The organism is Vibrio natriegens NBRC 15636 = ATCC 14048 = DSM 759, assembly GCF_035621455.1.
GTDB classification, from domain to species: domain Bacteria; phylum Pseudomonadota; class Gammaproteobacteria; order Enterobacterales; family Vibrionaceae; genus Vibrio; species Vibrio natriegens.
This window is the reverse complement of the sequence record NZ_CP141823.1, coordinates 1,304,434-1,325,093: the sequence shown is the minus strand read 5'-3', so window position 1 is coordinate 1,325,093 and position 20,660 is coordinate 1,304,434. Positions and strand designations below refer to the sequence as shown.

Annotated in this window: 15 protein-coding genes; 8 read left to right on the top strand and 7 right to left on the bottom strand. The window is 44.8% G+C overall.

Annotated features, from left to right (window positions below):
• Positions 1-352: 352 nt before the first annotated feature.
• Both VER99_RS20340 and VER99_RS20335 read left to right on the top strand, forming a co-directional pair.
• On the top strand, positions 353-2,800 hold the full coding sequence (locus tag VER99_RS20340) for a glycoside hydrolase family 3 protein (RefSeq protein WP_020335339.1): 2,448 nt from the start codon (positions 353-355) through the stop codon (positions 2,798-2,800).
• 256 nt (positions 2,801-3,056) lie between these two features.
• On the top strand, positions 3,057-4,061 hold the full coding sequence (locus VER99_RS20335; protein ID WP_020335340.1) for a helix-turn-helix domain-containing protein: 1,005 nt from the start codon (positions 3,057-3,059) through the stop codon (positions 4,059-4,061).
• A 92-nt stretch (positions 4,062-4,153) separates the two neighbouring features.
• Here VER99_RS20335 and VER99_RS20330 read toward each other — a convergent pair whose 3' ends face one another.
• Positions 4,154-5,506 carry an alpha-amylase family protein gene (locus VER99_RS20330; RefSeq protein ID WP_020335341.1) on the bottom strand — a complete coding sequence of 451 codons (1,353 nt, stop codon included), beginning with the start codon at positions 5,504-5,506 and terminating at the stop codon, positions 4,154-4,156.
• Between the two features lie 692 nt (positions 5,507-6,198).
• Positions 6,199-7,356 (bottom strand): iron-containing alcohol dehydrogenase, encoded by a 1,158-nt coding sequence (locus VER99_RS20325; RefSeq protein ID WP_020335343.1) that lies wholly within the window; start codon positions 7,354-7,356, stop codon positions 6,199-6,201.
• A 169-nt stretch (positions 7,357-7,525) separates the two neighbouring features.
• Between VER99_RS20325 and solA the strand changes: the two genes are divergently transcribed.
• Positions 7,526-8,650 (top strand): N-methyl-L-tryptophan oxidase, encoded by a 1,125-nt coding sequence (gene solA / locus VER99_RS20320; protein ID WP_020335344.1) that lies wholly within the window; start codon positions 7,526-7,528, stop codon positions 8,648-8,650.
• A 79-nt stretch (positions 8,651-8,729) separates the two neighbouring features.
• Here the strand turns inward: solA and pdxR are convergent, their stop codons facing one another.
• The 3 genes from pdxR to VER99_RS20305 all read right to left on the bottom strand — a co-directional run bounded on the left by pdxR (position 8,730) and on the right by VER99_RS20305 (position 13,395).
• Positions 8,730-10,523, bottom strand: coding sequence for a MocR-like pyridoxine biosynthesis transcription factor PdxR (gene pdxR, locus VER99_RS20315; protein ID WP_020335346.1), 1,794 nt, complete (start codon positions 10,521-10,523; stop codon positions 8,730-8,732).
• Between the two features lie 130 nt (positions 10,524-10,653).
• Entirely contained in the window at positions 10,654-11,928 is a 1,275-nt protein-coding gene (gabT, locus tag VER99_RS20310; protein WP_020335347.1) for a 4-aminobutyrate--2-oxoglutarate transaminase, read from the bottom strand.
• A 39-nt stretch (positions 11,929-11,967) separates the two neighbouring features.
• Complete coding sequence (locus VER99_RS20305) at positions 11,968-13,395, bottom strand: NAD-dependent succinate-semialdehyde dehydrogenase (RefSeq protein ID WP_020335349.1); 1,428 nt, start codon at positions 13,393-13,395, stop codon at positions 11,968-11,970.
• A gap of 208 nt (positions 13,396-13,603) precedes the next feature.
• On the opposite strand from VER99_RS20305, the gene VER99_RS20300 reads away from it, so the two are divergent.
• The 3 genes from VER99_RS20300 to VER99_RS20290 are packed head-to-tail and all read left to right on the top strand — an operon-like array spanning position 13,604 to position 16,622.
• Positions 13,604-14,620: a TRAP transporter substrate-binding protein gene (locus tag VER99_RS20300; RefSeq protein ID WP_020335350.1), complete on the top strand. Its 1,017-nt coding sequence runs from the start codon at positions 13,604-13,606 to the stop codon at positions 14,618-14,620.
• Positions 14,621-14,680: 60 nt separating this feature from the next.
• The gene (locus VER99_RS20295) at positions 14,681-15,307 is read left to right on the top strand and encodes a TRAP transporter small permease subunit (protein WP_014234712.1); all 627 of its coding nucleotides are present in this window, start codon (positions 14,681-14,683) and stop codon (positions 15,305-15,307) included.
• Positions 15,297-16,622, top strand: a complete 1,326-nt coding sequence (locus tag VER99_RS20290; protein ID WP_014234713.1) for a TRAP transporter large permease — start codon at positions 15,297-15,299, stop codon at positions 16,620-16,622. The genes VER99_RS20295 and VER99_RS20290 overlap by 11 nt, the downstream gene beginning before the upstream one ends.
• A 48-nt stretch (positions 16,623-16,670) precedes the next feature.
• On the opposite strand, the gene VER99_RS20285 is transcribed toward VER99_RS20290, so the two are convergent.
• Both VER99_RS20285 and VER99_RS20280 read right to left on the bottom strand, forming a co-directional pair.
• Positions 16,671-16,907 carry a thioredoxin family protein gene (locus VER99_RS20285; RefSeq protein ID WP_020335351.1) on the bottom strand — a complete coding sequence of 79 codons (237 nt, stop codon included), beginning with the start codon at positions 16,905-16,907 and terminating at the stop codon, positions 16,671-16,673.
• Positions 16,908-16,916: 9 nt separating this feature from the next.
• Complete coding sequence (locus VER99_RS20280; RefSeq protein ID WP_020335352.1) at positions 16,917-17,918, bottom strand: permease; 1,002 nt, start codon at positions 17,916-17,918, stop codon at positions 16,917-16,919.
• A gap of 298 nt (positions 17,919-18,216) precedes the next feature.
• Between VER99_RS20280 and VER99_RS20275 the strand changes: the two genes are divergently transcribed.
• Both VER99_RS20275 and VER99_RS20270 read left to right on the top strand, forming a co-directional pair.
• Positions 18,217-18,396 (top strand): hypothetical protein, encoded by a 180-nt coding sequence (locus VER99_RS20275; protein WP_020335353.1) that lies wholly within the window; start codon positions 18,217-18,219, stop codon positions 18,394-18,396.
• A gap of 128 nt (positions 18,397-18,524) precedes the next feature.
• A complete protein-coding gene (locus VER99_RS20270; RefSeq protein ID WP_076633467.1) occupies positions 18,525-20,615 on the top strand; it encodes a cation:proton antiporter in 2,091 nt (696 codons plus the stop codon).
• The last annotated feature ends 45 nt before the right edge of the window (positions 20,616-20,660 follow it).

The window sequence follows — 20,660 nt, the reverse complement described above, 5'->3', positions numbered from 1 at the left end:
TAGATGAACTAATGTGACCGACAGGTGAAAAAATGGTTAAGATTGATCTGTCTCATCAGATCAAACAAGTTTTCTCCCAAACCAAAATATCGGCATGAAACTCTCCGAATGCACGGGCGATGAAAGCGAAATTCTGGCTGCGCTTGTGATTAAACCGATAAGGGTGAAAACGCTACTCGCTGAACTGGTATAAATATCACATTTCTCAATGCTTCCCCAAAATGCACAATATTTCTCCGAAATGCAAAGTGTCGACGCACTGAAATCTTTAAAGTCATTTGTCAGAACCATCTTACAACTGCGTTCTTAGGTTCATTAGGTAAGAAACCTCAAATAACAACAAGGAAACCCTATGTCTGACTTTAAAACTCTACCAAAGCTAATCACCGTTGCTGTCGCACTTGGGTTAGCAGGTACTGCGACCGCTGCTAACGATAAAGACAATCTACAAATTCAGGACAGTGGCGTTAAGTACACTAAAAAAGCAGAATCCATGCTGAAAAAACTTAGCCTCAGCGAAAAACTGGATATCTTGTCTGGCCCGGGTATGGACTTAACAACCTATCAAGGTCAGGACGCGATTAATCTCGATCCTGAAAAAGATGTGACAGGTGTAGCTGGCTACATCAACGGTGTTAAAAACAAGAAATTGGATATTCCAGCAGTGAAACTGGCTGATGGTCCTGCTGGTTTAAGAATTCAACCATTACGTGATGGTGACAGCAACACGTATTACGCAACCGCGTGGCCAATTGGCTCCTTGCTGGCTTCGACATGGGATACCGAACTGGTTCAAAAAGTAGGTCAAGCTGAAGGTAACGAAGTCAAAGAATATGGCGTCGACTTTTTGTTAGCACCAGGCATGAATATTCAGCGTAACCCACTTCTTGGTCGTAACTTTGAGTACTATTCAGAAGACCCAGTCTTATCAGGCAAAATCGCAGCGGCGATGGTGAACGGGCTCCAGTCCAACAATATTGGTGCGACCATTAAACACTTTGTCGCAAACAATGCCGAGACCAACCGATTTTTCAATAACACGGTCGCCGATCCACGAACCCTGCGTGAAATCTATCTGAGAGGTTTCCAGATTGCCGTGGAAGAAGCGCAGCCGTGGGCAATCATGAGCTCATACAACCTGGTTAATGGTACATACGCTAACCAACGTAAAGATCTGATGACTGATATCCTGAGAGATGAATGGGGCTTCAAAGGACTGGCAATGTCAGACTGGTTTGCAGGTAATGTATCTGGATTGAGAAGTGACTTCACCGGCCAAGTCGAAGGCGGACGAGATGTAGAGTCAGCGGCCAAGCAAGTGAAAGCTGGCAACGATTTGATTGAACCAGGCGGTGTAAAAACGGATCTTCTTAACTCTTATAATAACGGTACGCTGACACTAGAAGAGATCGATAACAGCGTTGTGGCAATTCTTGCTCAAATGCAGAAAACCCCTTCTTACAATAACTACAACTACTCCGATGCACCGGATCTTGATGCACATGCGGCACTAGCCAGACAAGCCGCTGCAGAAGGTATGATTCTACTTAAAAATACAGATTCTGCCCTTCCACTTGCATCAGGTAGTAAAGTGGCTTCATTTGGTACCACTCAAGTGAATACCCTCAAAGGTGGTACGGGGAGTGGTGATGTGAATGCTGCTTACATCGTAGATATTGCCTCGGCGCTAGAGAACAAGTTTGAGCTTAACCAAGGACTTACAAGCTACTACAGCGACTACTTCGAAGCCAACAAACAATCGACAGGAGCGCTAATCGGTGCTTTTGAATTCTGTTTAGAGCCAGAAGTTGATGCTAGCTTGCAAGCACGTGTCGACGCCGCGGCTGAAAATGATGATGCGGCAGTCATTACCATCGGCCGTCAGGCTGGTGAAGGTGGTGACCGAAGTGCAGAACAAGGTGATTACCGCCTGACAAATGAAGAGTTGGCGATCATTAATGCCGTATCCACAGCATTCCACGAACAAGGCAAAACGGTCACAGTGGTCCTCAATGTAAACGGCCTTGTTGAAACGACTGGTTGGTCAGAGAAAGTAGACTCTATTGTTCTTGCCTACATGGGTGGTCAAGAAACCGGTAATGCAGTCGCTGATATACTATCTGGTGCAGTTAACCCAAGCGGTAAACTTGCGCAAACTATGCCAGTAAACTATGCAGATGTTCCATCAGCAGATACGTTCCCAGGCGCTGATACCGATGGGGACGGTCTAGAAGATGAGTCTCTATATAACGAAGGTATCTACGTCGGCTACCGCTATTACTCTTCGTTTGATAAGGCTCCGGCATACCCATTTGGTTACGGCCTGTCATACACGAACTTTGAGTACAGCAACCCATCGATTGTCTCCAATACGTTGTCCAAAGGTGGTGCATCAGGCTCTATTACCATCAGCACCACAATTACTAATACCGGTAGTGTGGCTGGTAAAGAAGCGGCTCAGGTTTACGTAAATGCACCAGAAGTGAAGCTGAAAAAACCAACCATCGAGCTCAAAGCCTTCAATAAGACAGATCTGTTGAACGCTGGTCAGTCTGAGACATTGACTTTCAAGATCCCAGCTCAGACCCTCGCGAGCTTTGATGCGGAAAACAATCAATGGATCGTTGAACCAGGCGCTTACACCGTCTATGTCGCGCCGTCTTCAGATGTGACTGGCACCGAAGCACCATCAGTACAATTTACTGTGAGCAGTGAGATTGTTGTAAGTCAAACAACTCCGAACGCGCTTGCATTAGAAGAAGGCGTCACAAAAGAAGATCTTCTGACTATTAAAGAGTAATTCACGTTTACCGATCAAAGCCCGAAATTTTATTTCGGGCTTTTTTTAGTTCTTATGTTGTCCATACGTTAGCTATCCACATCAATCGATCATCAGAAGTAAGAATCTGATCTCGATTCCTATTTTTTCACGAAGTAAAATATATTTTTAGCAGTAGATCACTAATTCATTTTTCCGTAACGGAAAAATATCAAAAGAGATATACCATGTTAATGGTTGGGTTTTGTTCATTTATAATCTTAATAAAGGACGAATAATGAATGGCAGTGTCTCTAATGTATTAACATCTACAATGCTTCAACAACTATCTGTATTAGGACATGATACAGATAAAATTATACAAAGTTGCGGTATTAACAAATATGAACTCAATAAAAAGAATGGACGAATCTCTTCGGCTGCGCATTATGCTCTTCTTGAAACGTTTATGCCTCACCAAAAGCGATTCTTTAAAGATTCTGGGTTAGAGGGCATGTATTCATTATTCCCTGATTTATTTAGTTTATGCATTAATGAGTCTTCTGCAGAGTCGGCTATGAGTAGCTATATTCAGTACCGCGCCGTCATTGGCAGTTGCGACCAGTGCGAAGTACAAGTAGATCAAGATACGATGAAGATAAAATATACTGATACTGGGCCGAATAAAATGATTTCCAGTGCATTATCAAACTTTGTCTTTATTCGTGAAATTATTAGCCAGTATATTTCAGATGGAAAATACTCTGTAGGGTTAACTCATACGAACTTGATTCCGCATCATACAGCAAACGAAAAACTCGATACTAAATGCTTATTTGGCCAAAACGAAAACTACTTAATTGTAAAATCTCCGCAAATAAACAAAAGAAATGCCTTTTTTAACGAGAACCTCTACAGGCTACAAAAAATAAATTTAGATAAAGTCAATCATGAAATTAATCAAAGTAAGTTTTCATTTATTGTTGAAGATATTGTGAGTTCTTTAGTATCTGAACAACTGGTTTTTTGCGATCAAAAAATTTTGGATAATGTTTGCGACAAATTAAAAATGAGTCGCTGGACACTTAATAAAAAGTTAACGATAGAAAATACGTGTTTTACCGATATTTTTAATAAAGTCCGGTTAGATAGAGCCGTCAAACTTCTCACCGAAACCAATAAGAGCATGAACGAGATCAGTGAACTGACTCGATTCTCTTCTCAATCAGTATTTTCCAGATTTTTCCGTTCGCACACCAATATGTCGCCTAACCAGTACCGAAAACAAGCTCGTCACGCCTGAGCTAAGGCACGATACTGTTGTTCGAAACAATCACAACACATAGATAGCTTGTTTAACGCCTTGATTAATCGACGTTAAACAAGCTTAGAGCACTACAGCTGGGCCAATAGTAGCATCGACGACTTGGCCGGTACCTTGATCTCATCTTGGGACGAAACTGAGTTTCCAGTCATCATATCTAACCAATTTCCTTCTGTTGCAAGCGACAAAGACTGCGGACGAGATGATTTGTTGAGGACCACAATACCTTGCTCCCCCCGCTCTAACACCAGCATGTCGTCGTTACCTTCGAGAACCTTCATAGGTTGACCATGAACGGCGTTGTGGAACTTAATCATGGTGGCCATCCGAGGATCACTCCATGCATCTTTCCATCTTGGTTTGCCACTTTTACCTTTAATGCCACTGGTGTCTAAATCGGTGTAAACCAGAGGAACACCGCCATCTCGACCCAATATATATGCATACGCCAGCCATTCGTCTTCTTCATCCATAACTAAGTCGAGGAACACATCGTTATTCGGGATGTCATGCGTCACTGCAAAAGTAATGGCTCGCCCCGGAGACAGTGCCTCACCGAAACAATACGGATCAATTAACGTCTTAAAACTGCCGTTTTTAGAAAACGCTTTAAAAATGGTGGTAAACAACGGGAAGTCATAAGCACCTAAGCGAGTTTCTTGTAAATATGGCTCTAGAAACAGCTGATACTCTTCGACGGTCGCCCCGCCATCTGTAATGATCTCGCCAAAAATGTGCACATCTTGGGTAATATCATCGGTCCAGACTAGCTTAAGATGCTCAAGGGTCATATGTTTAGCCGCATCAATACGGAACCCTTTTACCCCGATCTTTTTCAGTGCTTTTAAATAGGCGCGTTGCTGCTCAACAACATGATCACAAACACGCAAAGTCGGTAAACCGGGATCCGCTGGTCCTCCAGTAATTCGGCCATTTTGTACTTGCCATTTGTCTTTCCAGTTCTTAATACCGAACGCTTTCACGAAATCTTCTTCAGTGAATAGTGGCTCAGATAAGTCACCAAACAGCTTGAGCGCTTGGTATTTCTCTGGGTTCTTTTGGTATTCCTGTAAAATCTCTTTGCTTGGGTATTGCAGATCTGAGCGCATGTGCGCTTCATTCGCCATATGGTTGAACACAACGTCTGCGTACACAAGCACACCAAAACGACCCAGTTCATTAACCATATGGATAAAATCTTGAGTGTTACCAAGGGCATTGTCGATAACACGATAATCTTGAGGTTGATAGCGCTGCCACCAGCGTTCATCGTTAGCGCTTTTCATTGGTGGAGAGACCAGAACAGAACCATAGCCTAGCTCATGGATCTCTTTTGCACGTCGGGCAATGTCAGCATACTTCCAATCAAAAGCATGCAGAATCACATTCGCACCAGATGATTGTATTTCCTGTAAGCCACTCATGTTTTTTCTCCTACTAGCTTCCACTTACTCGTTGCTGCTTGTTTGGTTTTCGATTCACAGTAAGCGGATTCAATAGTAAAAATTATAAGTGCTATCGCTAGGAGCCCCTCACCCTTTGAGGTTTTACTCAAGGATGAAAATAAAGGCGTACACCCTACTCCTTTCCCACACATAAAGGCTTACTTTGCTCTTTACCGTGTGACAGCTCTTATAATAACGCTCCCCTAAAATATGTAATCCTTTGTTTTATAATCCAATTTTAATCATATAAATACAAAGCTCACATACTCCCTCGTTTCACTAATCTTGATAAAACAAGCACTTCCAATCCTCTAGATAACAAAAATTAAACAAAATGATTCTGGACACTGGATCACATTCGGGGAGAAATAAAACCGTTCTCAATTAGAGTAAAACAAGCACAATTCAAGCCAAGGACCCCGATAAACAGCCGTTTTTCCTATCGCGTTGGTGAGCAATGCGTAGATATAGCCGCTGAAAGAGGTGTTAAATAGAGAATCAAATTTAAGGTGAGACGGTTGTAGTCGGAGCGTACTTCCCCAGACAGTCTAAGGAAGTACGAATAACCTAAACACGGGTTAAGTTGTTAGTCGACAACATAAATTGCCAACAAAGCTGTCGAGTATGTAAACAGGCTAAGGTAACCTACAATTTACTGCGACAGATAGTATTTATAAAGCGAGCTTTAATATCTCCACTGCATCCTCAGGCGTGACGTCTTTATGCTCACCCATTGCCAGCATACCGTGTTGAATCAACTTGTCTTTAACGGCAGGAATGTCGTTCTCACCTAAACCGTATGCAGATAGCGTGGTGGGATTCCCCATTGCGGTAAAGAACGCTTCTGTTTTTTGAATGGCAGCATCAATTTGCTCATCTTCTGTGCCAGACGTGATGTTGAATACGCGCTGAGCATATTGCAGCAATTTGCCTCGTTTTTGTGCTTTTTTATATTTCCACATGGCAGGAAGAACGATCGCTAAAGTCTGCGCATGATCCAATCCATACAGTGCGGTCAGCTCATGGCCAATGGCATGCGTTGCCCAATCCGTAGGGACACCACACTTCAGTGTGCCATTGAGTGCTATTGTCGCGGTCCACATCAGATTTGCACGTACTTCGTAATCGTTAGGTGTTTCAAGAGCCAGTGGGCCATCTTCCAAGACATTAAGCATCAGACTTTCTGCGAAGCGATCAGACACTTTAGCATTCACTGGGTAAGTCAGGTATTGCTCCAAAATGTGTACAAAGGTATCGACAGCACCATTGGCAATTTGTCGTGCCGGCAGAGAGTACGTGGTTTCAGGGTCTAGGATAGAGAAGGACGGGCGAACATACTCTGAGCCAAACGACAGCTTATCTTGTGTTTCTGCGCGGGTAATCACGCCGTTTCGGTTCATTTCTGATCCTGTCGCAGGCAACGTCAGCACACAGCCTAACGTTAAGGCGCTTTCTACACAGCTTCCCCCCGTCGCGATGATGTCCCAGTAATCGCCTTCATAACACGCAGCAGCACTAATGAACTTACTGCCATCAATAACGGAGCCACCGCCTACAGCAAGAATGACATCAATGTCTTGTTCCTTGGCGATTTCCACCGCTTTCACTAATGTCTCGTAATGTGGATTAGGTTCGATTCCACCAAACTCAAACACGGTGTAACCATCGAGAGCAGCCATCACGTGCTCGTATACGCCGTTACTTTTGATGCTGCCACCACCGTAGGTGATCAGAATTTTGCTACCGAGTGGCACTTCTTCTGTAAGCGTCGAAATTTGACCTTTACCGAAGTGCACTTTGGTAGGGTTGAAGTAGGTAAAGTTGTTCATATTGCGTCCTGGGAATCGATGTATTGTTTTGGCTATCGATAAATCCTCAACGATTAAAGCACTACAAGTCAAGGGCAATCGACATTGATATCAATATGAATACTGACTTTTCAATCAATTGAAATATGATAGAGTTTCGACAGCTTTACATAACGTTAACGGAGTAATAATGCAGTACGATGTGATTGTTGTCGGTGCAGGATCGATGGGCATGTCCACAGGCTACTTTTTAGCTAAACAAGGGAAAAAAGTACTACTTCTTGATGCTTTTGATCCACCCCATTCACACGCCAGTCATCATGGTGAAACCCGCATTATCCGCCATGCATACGGAGAAGGTGAAGAATACGTACCATTGGCGTTACGAGCGCAAGAATTGTGGGGCGAGTTAGAACAGTTATCAGGCAAATCTTTGTTCCTCAAAACAGGTGTTCTTAACATTGGTGATGAGCACTCACCTTTTATCTCGATGCTGATTGCCAGTGCAAAAAAACATCAGCTTCCGCTTGAAATTTTAAGTGCGGATGAGGCGAACCAACGCTTCGAAGGCCTCAACCTGCCACCAGAATATATTGGTTGTTTTGAGTCGACGTCAGGCGTGCTTAGGGTGGAAGATTGCATTCAGGCATACCGTGATCTCGCCCTTGCTCACGGCGCAACACTGCTTACACACCATAAGGTCTCTGGCATTGAACGCCTTGAAGATGGCGTCAGGGTTACAGCAAACGGCAATACATTTCAGGGTAAGAAATTGGTCGTCTCCGTTGGTGCATGGTCAAACGACCTGCTGGATATGCTAGACATAAAGCTCCCTATCAGCCCTATCCGTAAAACCTTTGCCTGGTATAACGCACCAGAGGCACTTTACGGTGAAGGAACTTTCCCAGCCTTTTCCTTTGTGACGCCAGAGGGTATCTATTACGGATTCCCAAGTATTGATGGCGCAGGATTAAAAATAGGCCGTCATGATCTAGGTGAAGACCAAGATCCCAACGCAGAGATCACGCCTTTCGACAACCAAGCAGATTCAGCAGACCTTCAACAACTACTAGATAAACACATGCCCCACGTTGAATCGCTGAAGTTTGGTAAAACTTGTATGTACACCCGAACGCCAGATGAAAACTTCATTATCGATAAGCACCCTGATAACGACAATGTCGTGCTAGTGTCCGGCTTTTCAGGGCATGGATTCAAATTCGCCAGTGTGATTGGCGAAGTGGTCGCTGATATGGCGATTGATAAACCGGCTAAGTTTAACTTGTCGCTGTTCTCTGTGGACCGGTTTAATTAAACCCAGCGCTATTAAGAAAATAGCCAGGTCGAATTTGAACATGGTTGATTATATACAACCATGTTCTTTTGACTGGTTTCTAGGCTTGAGTTGTTTCACCAATCAGCGTGGCATCGCCAATAAAGTAGCCATCTTCGCCAAACCGCTTGATAGAATCGCCATCCAAAATAACCGTTACTCTGCGTACATCCGCAAATTGCCAGTTACGCCACTGGTACATAAAGTGATTATTTTCAATCCACCAGTAACCTTCATCCGCGTCATTCGGTCTATCCGACACCCCTGTCATCTTGCCATCCGCCTGAAAGGTGATTCGGTATGGGATATTGAAGCAATCTCTTGTCAGAACGACCCTGTCAGAAAGTAACTCTCGTATACGCTTGCCGTTTAAGCGAACGCCTTCTGCATCTTCTACTCGCGGAATAGGTAGTATTTTCTTTGCCAATTGAGCGAGCTTCTCGATACCGCTGCGAATATCAGAATTCTTTATCGACTGAAAGCTGAGGCGGAAACTGTTATTACGCTTTTCACACGTATAATACTTGGCACCGTTGTTTATCAATATGCCATGAGCCTTCGCCAATTCCTCAAGTAAACCGGCATCAAAGTCTTCACGGTAATCTATCCAAAATGCGGTTCCCGCGAGCGAGGGAATAACACCGGACTGAGGAAAATAAGTGTTTAACGCTTTTTCCATGGTTAACCACTTCTCACGATATTTCTTCAACATCTTCTGGATTAACGAATCGTAATAACCAAGGCTGATGAAAAGTGCCAACGTCTGGCAGTTGTTCTTTGGCGGTAAACTATGCATCCGCTGCTGAACTTGCCTTATCTGCTTAATAAGCGGTGGCGAAGCCACAATAAACCCTAACCTTAAGCCCGGTGCGATAATCGAGGAAAAGCTAGAGATATAAATAATACGCTCACTCGGGTACTCGCTACGAAGCGCCGGGCACTTGTCGCTGATAAAGTTGATGTCATGCTCAAAGTCGTCCTCAATAACGAGCAAATCTTCCTGTTCAGCCTTTTTCATCAATTGTTTTCTTCGTTGCGAAGACATTCTAACCGTCGTAGGAAACTGATTACTCGGTGTCGTGTAAACAAGCTGACAGGAGTTCAGTCTGTCGTCGACAACCATGCCTTCTCTATCGACTTCTAACGGTTGAACGTTGGCTCGCCTTGCTCTGAACTGCTGAAGGGCTTCAGGGTATCCGGGGTTTTCAAAGCCGACTTTTGTATAACGTGAAACCAACAGTTTGGAGATTAAATACAAGCTGTTCTGACAACCATGAGTTAACGCTATCTGATCCGCATCGACAAAAATTCCGCGATTCGGCAGTACCCGGGTTCGAATCTGCTCAATAAGATCGTGGTAGTCATTATCGTCGGAAGTCCAACTTTTGTGATTGATCTTATTCAGTGATTGAATACTGCATTTTCGCCACTCGGATACCGGGAAGAGATCCTCATCGACCTGACCATGAACAAAGAGGTAAGGATAATTCTTGAGATTATTCGCGGCTGAGCCATGCGCTTCATCGCCTTCTATCAGGTATTTTTCCCAATCCAGTTGCCTTTCAGATTCAAGTACGCGTTCAGGGGCTTTTTTTTCGGAGACTTCTAACTCAGGATTAACGAAGTAGCCTTTTCGCTCTACCGAAATGAGTAAACCTTCATCGGTGAGTTGGTCATAGACTCTGAGTACAGTGTTCCGAGATACAGAAAGGGACTGAGCGAGCTTTCGTGATGATTCAAGGCTGCGGTGTTTGGAAACAAAGCCATCAAATATCGCCTGAGAGATGCTGCTTTTGATTTGTTCTTGTAACGTACGAGAATCGAGAGGATCGATGTGAATGTAACCCTGGAGCATAAATGACCTAGCCTTTACTGCGCCGGCCATTTACACATGCCCGGCTTCAACTACTTAACCTGAATTCAGGTCACTAAACCATACCACTCAAAAGCAGCACGTTAAATGCCGCTTTTGAAGGTTTTATCAGCTATCGAGTTAAAGCCTGCAACTCAGATTTGATGATATCTAACCCTTTACAGATCAGTTCATCTTCAATCGTTAGCGGTGGCAGGAAGCGGATAACGTTTCCTTTTACGCCACATGAAAGCAATACCACGCCTGCTTTATTTGCACTTGCAACCAGCTTTTTCGTCAGTTCAGGTAATGGCGCTTTAGTACCAGGGTCGTTAAATTCGATTGCGATCATTGCACCAACTTGGCGAATATCACCAATTTGGGGCACTTCTTTCTGCATCTCAGATAACAACTCGGCGAAGGTTTGGCCAATCTGCTCCGCTCTTTCACACAAAGATTCTGACTCAATAATGTTAAGAACTTCAATACCAGCGACACAAGCCAAAGGTGAACCAGCATAAGTACCACCTAAACCACCTGGATTTGCTGAATCCATGATCTCAGCTTTACCAACAATACCCGATAGCGGGAATCCACCAGCGATACCTTTTGCCATTGTAGTGATATCGGGAACGATTCCAAGGTATTCTGAAGCAAACATCTTGCCAGTTCGAGCAAAGCCTGTCTGAATTTCGTCACAGATAAGAACGATACCGTGCTTATCACAAACTTCTCTCAGCTTTTGTGCCCACGAAGCAGGTGCCTGGTAAAAACCACCTTCGCCCTGAATTGGCTCAAAGATCATCGCCGCAACGCGAGTTGGTTCAATATCACACGCGAACAAATCATCCAATGCATCTAAGCTCTGTTGCTCAGAGATACCATGATATTCATTTGGGAACGGCAAGTGATAGATTTCGTTAGGAAAAGGACCAAAGCCTGCTTTGTACGGGGCTACTTTACCCGTTAGGCCCATACACATATTGGTACGACCATGAAAACCACCTTTGAAGGCAATCACGCCACTACGGCCAGTATGCGCGCGTGCCACTTTCACTGCGTTTTCCACCGCTTCCGCGCCCGTGGTTAAAAAGGCAACTTTTTTCTCACCTTCACCCGGCGCAACATCGACGATTTTTTCTGCCAATTCAATAAAGCTGCTGTAAGGGGTCACCATTGAACAAGTGTGACTGAACTTTTCTAGTTGCTCTTTTACTGCTGCAATAATTTGAGGGTGAGAATGCCCCGTGTTCGTTACTGCGATACCAGCGGCAAAATCGATGTATTCTTTGCCTTCGATATCCGTCAAAAGTGCATTTTTCGCACTCTCGATGTATACCGCGCTAAGGTTTGCCATGCCCTTAGCAACTACTTTTTCTTTACGCTCTTGCCATTGTGAATTTGTCATAGCCTTGTTCCTTTAAAACTATCGTCAGTCTGTTGTTTATTACATTCCGCCGAGGCAGATGTATTTAATGTTCAAGTATTCATCGATACCTTGTTTTGCACCTTCGCGGCCAAAACCAGATTGTTTAACGCCACCAAACGGAGCGACTTCATTTGAGATGATCCCTTCGTTCACTCCCACCATTCCGTATTCCAGCTTTTCGGCGATAGAGAACGCGCGAGTCAGCGTATTGGTGTAGAAGTAACTGGCTAAGCCGTAAATCGTATCGTTGGCGAGCGTAACCAGCTCTTCGTCATTGCTAAAACGGATAATTGGGGCGACTGGGCCAAATAGTTCCGTCTGCACAATATCCATATCCTGAGTCACATCCGTCAGAATCGTTGGCTGTACGTATAATCCACCCAAGTCATCGCCACCAAAGGCTACGTTCGCGCCTTGTGCGACAGCTGTTTCGATATAACCCATCACCTGTGCTTTCGCTTTGCTGTCGATAAGTGGCCCAATTGTCACGCCAGGCTCAATACCGTTTCCGACTTTGAGCTCAGCCACAGCGGCTTTGAATTTTTCAACAAATTGGTCGTATACGGCATCCTGCACATAGAAGCGGTTTGCGCAGACACAGGTTTGACCCGCGTTACGGAATTTAGAGGCGATCGCACCTTTAACCGCTTCATCAATATCGGCATCATCAAACACAATAAATGGCGCGTTTCCGCCGAGTTCCATGGATGTACGCTTGATGGTGTCAGCACACTGTTTTATCAGTTGGCTACCCACCCCAGTCGAGCCCGTGAAAGACAATTTTTGAATATCTGGGTGTTGGCAGAAAAGATCGCCAATCGCGACAGAAGAGTGATTGTTCACAACAACCAGCAACTCTTTCGGCAGTCCAGCCTGATAAGCTAATTCAGCGATAGCGTAGGCAGAAAGCGGAGTTTGATTTGCTGGTTTGACAATAAAGCTACAGCCTGCTGCCAATGCTGGCGCGGCTTTACGCGTGATCATCGCAGTCGGAAAATTCCATGGTGTAATCGCTGCAGCAATACCAATTGGCTGCTTGATTGTCATGAGTCTTTTGCTACCCGCTGGTGTCGGAATGGTATCGCCATATGTGCGCTTCGCTTCTTCGGCAAACCACTGAATAAATGATGCGCCGTAAATAATTTCACCTTTCGCTTCAGCTACTGGTTTGCCTTGCTCCAAGGTCATAATGCGGGCGAGATCATCACTGTTTTCGATAACCAGATCGTACCAACGCTTTAAAATGGCGGAGCGCTCTGACGCGGTTCGATCATGCCATAATTTCTGAGCTTGTTTGGACTGCTCAATTAGCCCTTCAATTTGCGCTGGCTGTAGTGATGGAACATAGCCAATCACTTCATTTGTTGCTGGGTTCACAACAGCAATAGCGTCATCGCTTGCATCACACGTTCCCTTTAACAGGGATTGGTTCGAAACCTTGTCCATAATTCACTCTCTTACTTTCGTCTATGAGAAGAATGCTATCGACAAAAAAAACGGCGCCTAAGTACCAGTTTGAAAATATTCATGGTACCAGCATAAAAATTTAAACTGGTACCATCGTATGTCACCGACTGGTTCTATTCCTTTAGCACTCGACTCTTAATATGAGTATCGAAAACGGAATCGACAAACATTTAGAAGAGGACTTTCTATGCTAAAGGGAAAAGGTAAAAAGCTACTGAGCAGTATGCTTGCAGCGACACTGGGATTGGGCGCTATGGCTACTTCAGCGGCAAGTTTTGCTGCAGAGCAGAACTGGCGCTTTGCCAACCTTTATGGCCGTGGAACGGCTTATGGACAAGTTTACGAAAACCTGGCAAAGAATATTGAAACCATGTCTGACGGTCGCATCGCTGTACAGGTTTTATATTCAGGCGAAGGCGTTGGTACTAAGGGCATTCTGGGTGCTGTTAAATCTGGCCTGATCCAGATGGGTGCACCATTTCAATCTATGCACGCGGGTGAACTCCCAGCTGGCGTTGTCGAGATTGGCTTACCGGGTGGTACTGACGATGTGGGCGAACTTTCGACCTTGTTCCACGAAAAGGGTTGGTCTGAAGTATTGAAAGATGCCTATGGTTCTCAAAATCTGGTGTGGTTGGATCCTTACATTCAGCCTCCGGTATACATCATTACTAAAGAAGAAATTAAGTCTGTTGAAGACTTCAAAGGCATGAAAATTCGCGCGCCAGGTGCTTACGGCAAGTTCCTGAAAAACCTTGGAGCTTCACCTGTTTCACTCGCTTGGAGTGAAATCTACACCTCTCTGGCTACAGGCGTAATCGACGGTTCAATTGGCTCGAACATGATTGACCACCGCGACGGTAACCACGTTGAAGTTGCGAAATACATGTACCCGCTACCTCTGGCTGGCGCACAGGTACTGCCGATTGTGGTCAACAAGAAAGCATGGGCAAAGCTATCTCCCGATCTACAAGCTATCGTCAGCGCTGCTACCACCGTTCACGCACAAGAGCAGATGACCAAATCTATCCTGTGGGAATCTCAGGCAATCGCCGACATGGAAGCGAAAGGTTTGAAATGGAGCCCAGAACCATCTGAAGCAGACAAAAAAGCATGGGAAGAAGCGGGTAAATCTCTCGCAGCAGAATACGCAGCAGCAGATAAGTACTCTAAACAGCTTATCGACATATTGGAAAAACAGTAACAAAGAATTGAGAGGTGGAGTTCGCTCCGCCTCTGTTTGTCTGTTTTGCAAGGAGGCCACATGATTGAAAAAATTCTCATAGGATACTGTCGAGTCGTTCAGAGTGTAGTTAGAGGTATTGGGCGTTCTGTTTCCTACCTCCTGCCAATACTCGCTGGTGTCGTCGCTTACGAAGTGTTCGCAAGATATGTTCTGGACCGCCCGACCATTTGGGGATACGACACATCGTTGTTTCTATTTGGTTATATTTCAGCTCTGGGTGGCGCTTATGCACAGCAGAAAGGCGCTCATATCAATGTAGATATTATCCACGCTAAGGTTTCCGAAAAAGTTAGACGCTGTTTCGATTTGCTAACCGCCGTATTGGCGATTGGCTTCTTAGCCGTAATGGCCAAAGTGTGCGGTGGCATGTTTTTCGAAAGCCTGGAGCTTAACTACCGAACTCAGAGTGAATGGGCTCCACCGTTACATCATTTCTGGCTGATGATTACGGTATCTTCAGGGGTATTTATTGCCCAGTACTCAGTGCAAATCATTTGCAACCTGTTCTATCTGCTGACATCCAGAGAACTTCTGAAACCATCAAAGCACGACGTACCTTCTTCGCTTGAAGAGCAGCCGTTCAAAGTAGATTCAACAAAATTTAATAAAGAGCAAAACACAGAGGAAGTGGCATATGGAGATTGAAGTACTTACAGGGGTGTTATTGGCCTGTATCCTTACCGCTTTTGCTTTAGGTGCACAAGTCGGACTCGCATTAGCGGCAATCGCCATGGGCGTTGGCTACATAACGTGGGGTGAAGGTTTATTCAATATTATTCCTACTACCGTTGAGAGCACCTTTTTCAACTTTATCCTTTTGGCGATACCACTATACATTTACATGGGCCAGATTCTGACTCGCTCAGGCATCGGGGATGCCATGTTTAACGCCAGTCAGTTAGCTATCGGGCGAATTCGCGGCTCATTGGCGATCAGCGTTATAGGCGTGTGTTCAATGATTGGCGCTATGGTTGGTATTATCGGCGCAGGTATCATGACGTCGAGCAGCATCGCATTAAAACCGATGCTAGAACGTGGCTACGATAAACGCCTGGCATTGGGTGTAATCATGGCTGGCGGCTCTCTAGGTATCCTCATTCCGCCAAGCATCCCTATGATCATGTTTGCATCCGCGACCCAAAACTCGGTCGGAAAGATGTTTCTTGGCGCTATGGTTCCCGCATTGATTACCATTGTGCTTCTTATTAGCTACGTAGTGATTTCCTGTAAACTCAATCCGGATCGCGCTCCGCTAGACACTGATAGCGACAATGACATCGAGATCCCGAAAGGTTATGAGTTGTTCAGAACTATTCGTGACGGCGCGTCTTCTCTGTTACTCATTGTTGCTGTGTTGGGCAGTATTATCGCCGGTATCGCGACACCGACCGAATCCGGTGCAATCGGTGTTGTAGGTGCGATTATCCTGTCTATTTTGTTTAAACGCTTTAAGCCAGCAATGGTTCAGAAAGCCGGACTACAAACGGCAACCTTAGTCAGCGTCGCGATGTGGATAATCCTTGGTGCGTCAGTATTCAGTAACTTCCACCTTCTGATGGGAGTACAAGGCATGGTTTCAGACATCACAACCAGTCTCGATCTGCCACCGATCATGATCATCATCATGTTCCAGATCATCATGCTACTTCTGGGCTTCATCATTGATGAGTTCATTATTGTGTTGATGTGTGCGCCGATCTTTACACCAGTCGCTGTCGCACTGGGTTACGACCCTATCTGGTTTGGTGTTCTGATGATCCTAAACATTGTTATCGCAGTACAAACTCCACCTTATGGTTTCGCTCTGTTCTACTTAAAAGGCATCGCGCCAAAAGGCATTACCATGCTGGATATCTATAAATCAGTCACCCCATTTATCCTGGTGCAATTACTGGTTTTGTGTATCGTTATGGTTTTCCCAGATTTGGTCACTTGGCTACCAAACCAAGTCATGGGCTAGATATTAGAGAAAGGAAAGGCTGTTGCAAAACAGCCTTTTTTATTGCGTTCAAGATGTTAGCCACGACTGAATTTTATCCGCTTGAGGGACTCCGCCAGAATGCACCAACTCTTCGTCCATCACCACGGCTGGTGTAGACATCACTCCGTAGTTCATGATGGTTTCCATATCCGTAATTTTCGTCACTTCAACCTCAACACCTTGCTCCGCGGCAATTTTTTCAATCAAGTTAGCGGTATTAACGCAGTTCGCACAACCTGACCCCAACACTTTAAAAATTTTCATCTCCAGCTCCTAAAATCGCCACAGTGGTAAATTAAATATCCATCCCATCATCGTAAACGCGAGCAGCAACATACCGAAAAGCATACCAAGAAGCCGCCACTGCATAACTTGTTTCAGCATTACAAACTCAGGAACACTCGCCGCAACAGTACTCATACAAAATGCTAATGTTGTACCGATTGGCAAACCATTTTGAAGTAAGCTTTCCATCACCGGGATCACACCAGTCGCATTCGAATAGAGCGGAATACCAATAAGTACCGACGCCGGAACCGACCACCATTGACCGGATCCCAAATGTGTTTCTATCCAACCATCAGGAACAAAGCCATGTAAACCAGCGCCAATGCCGACCCCAATAAACACCCACTTCCAGACACGACCTACAATCTCGACCATCTCTTGCTTGGCAAACGTGTGTCGCTCTGACAACGTTATTCCCGCGCTCCCATTGTCACTTGGAGTTTCATGACTCTGTTGCGGAGTTTTGGCGTTTCGCATCGCCTTTGATGCCAGTGGCTGTAACCAGCGCTGTGCGCCGATCACATCAAGGATCCAGCCACTCACGATGCCGATAAGCATCCCTATCACCACGTACATAACGGTGAACTTCCAGCCAAGTAAACTGAATAGCAACAACACGGCGATTTCGTTAATCAATGGCGAGGTGATCAAGAAAGCCATAGTGATACCAATAGGAATACCTGCAGAGGTAAACCCTAAAAAGATTGGAATGCTAGAACAAGAGCAAAATGGTGTGATTGCGCCAAAGAAGCTGCCCGCAAGATAACCAAACCATCTACGTTTTCCCGCTAAATAGTGCCGCACTTTTTCGACATTTAACGAGGCTCTAAACAGCGCAATCACATAAATCATGACGACCAGTAGCACCAGGATTTTACTGACGTCTTCAATAAAAAAGTGAATAGCATCCGCGAGCTTGGTATTGGGCTGAAAAGAAAAAAGCTGGTAAGTCACCCAATCAGCGAGACGTGTAAAAACCTCAAACATATCGAATCCTTATACTTACTACGATGACCTGTCTGCTCATCGATGTTGCAAGTAAGTCAACAGCGTGAGACAAGGCACTCTGATACCTTGAGAAATAAGTTCTTTTACTCTAATTCTAGTCTATATCTTCAGGCTAATTTCATTTAACAGCACTATTTCACCTTTGTTTTTTAATCTTTCACGACAAGCATTTAATAGTCTTATTGGCTAGAAAACACCAAGTTGAAACCTTCGACATCATCATTGCCGAATCCTTAGCTATAGTTAGTCACAGATACAACGATCAAGGATTTGTAAAATGAACGATGAGACAAACCCGAAAGATAAAAGCAACTGGGCAATTGGCGGTGGAACACTACTCGGCTTAGGGGTAGGAATGATCTTTATTCAGCATTCTGCGCTCGCCTTTGTCGGCTGTCTGATTGCTGGCATCGGGATGGGGTTAATCATTGCGGCCGTCATTAGCTACAAAAAGTAAATTCGATCGCTTGAATGATAAACAGATAAGGAACATTAGGTACTTTTCAAATTAATCAGGAATCTTATCCAAAGATGAACCATTATTAATTCATAGGTTTAGCGCAGCCAATAAGACGTCCAGTAAGTATGAATGTTCCTGATATTTTCATATCATCGATCTTAGGTATCGTACTGTTAATCACGGTATCCGTGGCTTCGTCCCTGATAGCAAGAGCGCTGCGAGTCCCCTTCCCAATTATTCTGGTGATGTCTGGGGTTTGCCTTACACTTCTACCCGAACTGCCAGCAGGCATCAGCATATTCTACGAACCCGATATTGCAGAGAAGACCATCTTATTCGTCTTCCTACCGTTATTGGTGTTTGAGGCCGCCTATAAATTCGATTTCGCTAAGTTCACCGCTAACTGGTCCGCGATTATGATCATGGCCATTCCCGGCGTCATGTTCTCAACGTTAGTCATTACGGCGACACTTGTTTTTATTGGTATTTTAACGCCTCAGACCGCCCTAATCCTTGGGATTATTTTAAGTGCTACCGACCCAAGCGCCACGATCGCTATTTTTAAGGAGTCCGGCGCGCCTAAAGATCTCATTACGATTGTAGAGGGAGAAAGTTTATTCAATGATGCAACCGTCATTGCAGCATACAAAATCGCAGTGCTAATTTTTGCCATGCACCTAACCCCGACCGAAATGGTAGTCACCGGGCTGTGGCAATTCACTTGGGTCTTTTTAGTCGGTGCACTTTGTGGCTATGTCACGGGTCACCTGCTTCTTTGGCTGATGAAGGCGCTGCCCGACGATCCTTATATCGAAATAAGCATCAGCCTTGTCACTGCGATTGGATGCTTTGTCGCTGTTGAGCAGTTTGTCCATGCCAGCAGTATTGTCGCTTTGACTATTTGCGGTTTGGTCTTGGCAAAAAACACACCATTGCCGATAAGTAATGAGTCCAATCAGTATCTAAATAGCTTCTGGACCTACTTATCCGATCTCGCTAAAGCCATGATTTTTATACTGGTGGGGTTGTGGTTAAACTTGGAGTTGATCGCGTCGCACTGGTTAAACACTCTGCTGGTGATCATCAGCATGCTTGCCGCAAGGGCGGGTTTTGTGTACTGGATTTTGCCATTTTTCGGGCGACTTAGCCGCCTGTCTTACTCGCTGCCTCGATCATACCAGCACATCTGCTTATGGGGTGGGCTAAGAGGTGCGGTCACTCTTGCACTTTCGATATTGGTGATTACCGATACCTCATTATTTGCTATCGAAGAACGAGAAACCATGTTAGCCGTCGCCATGGGTGCGGTGTTCTTTACCATTTTAATTCAAGGGCTGACGTTATCTCCTCTTGCGAGCCGCTTAAAACTGGATGAAACCAGCATTGAAGAGAAGATTACAAAGAAAGAACTTATGTTATCGGCGATGAAAGCCAGTGAGAAAGTGTTGGCACATCTGGCTAAAACACCGTTAGCCGACAGCGGTGCTCCTGATGAAATCATGCAATCACTTAAATCGCATGTGGATGAAGAAAAGCGCGATTTACGCCATCTCTACACCACAGAAGTGGACACTCAAAGTTTGTATAAGAAACTCATCATGGAAGGCCTGAGTATCGAAAGTGAATATCTCTATCTGCTTTATGATCAAGGCTTGATATCAATGGAAAGTTATCAAAAGCACAGAGAGTTTTTTGATCAACAAATGGATGCGGCTCGACATAAATATCAACATCCAGCCACTCAAACTACTCATAAGCGATGGCTGAGACGCGCGCTTGATAAATGGTCACACAAGCCTACGTCAGATGTGTCCATTCAATACGAACTCGCTTGGTCGCGATTACTTACTACCGATTTAACGCTTATCGAACTTAAAGCTCTGCTAAACGACTACCCAGTTGAACCCGCTTTGAAAAAACAAGTGCTTCAGGTTTGGGCGTCCTGGCGCCAGCAAAGCGCAGATACCGTCAGTCAGCTGGACAAAACCTACCCCGTGATTACGGCGACAGCCCATAGAAAATGGCTACATCATATGCTGAATACGGTTCAAAAAGCGCACCTTGAGAAGTTTGTCAGGCAGCGTCTGATTAGTGAGTCGGACAAAGAGCAGATCGTAAAACAGCTGATGCATACCACCTCATCCTTTTATAAGGATTCAGTTGATAACATTCGAACTGGCCGTGACTCGACCCACTCTAATGACGACTCCAAATAACGACATCTACCCGAATATTTCTATGGCTTGAACCTTATTAATCAT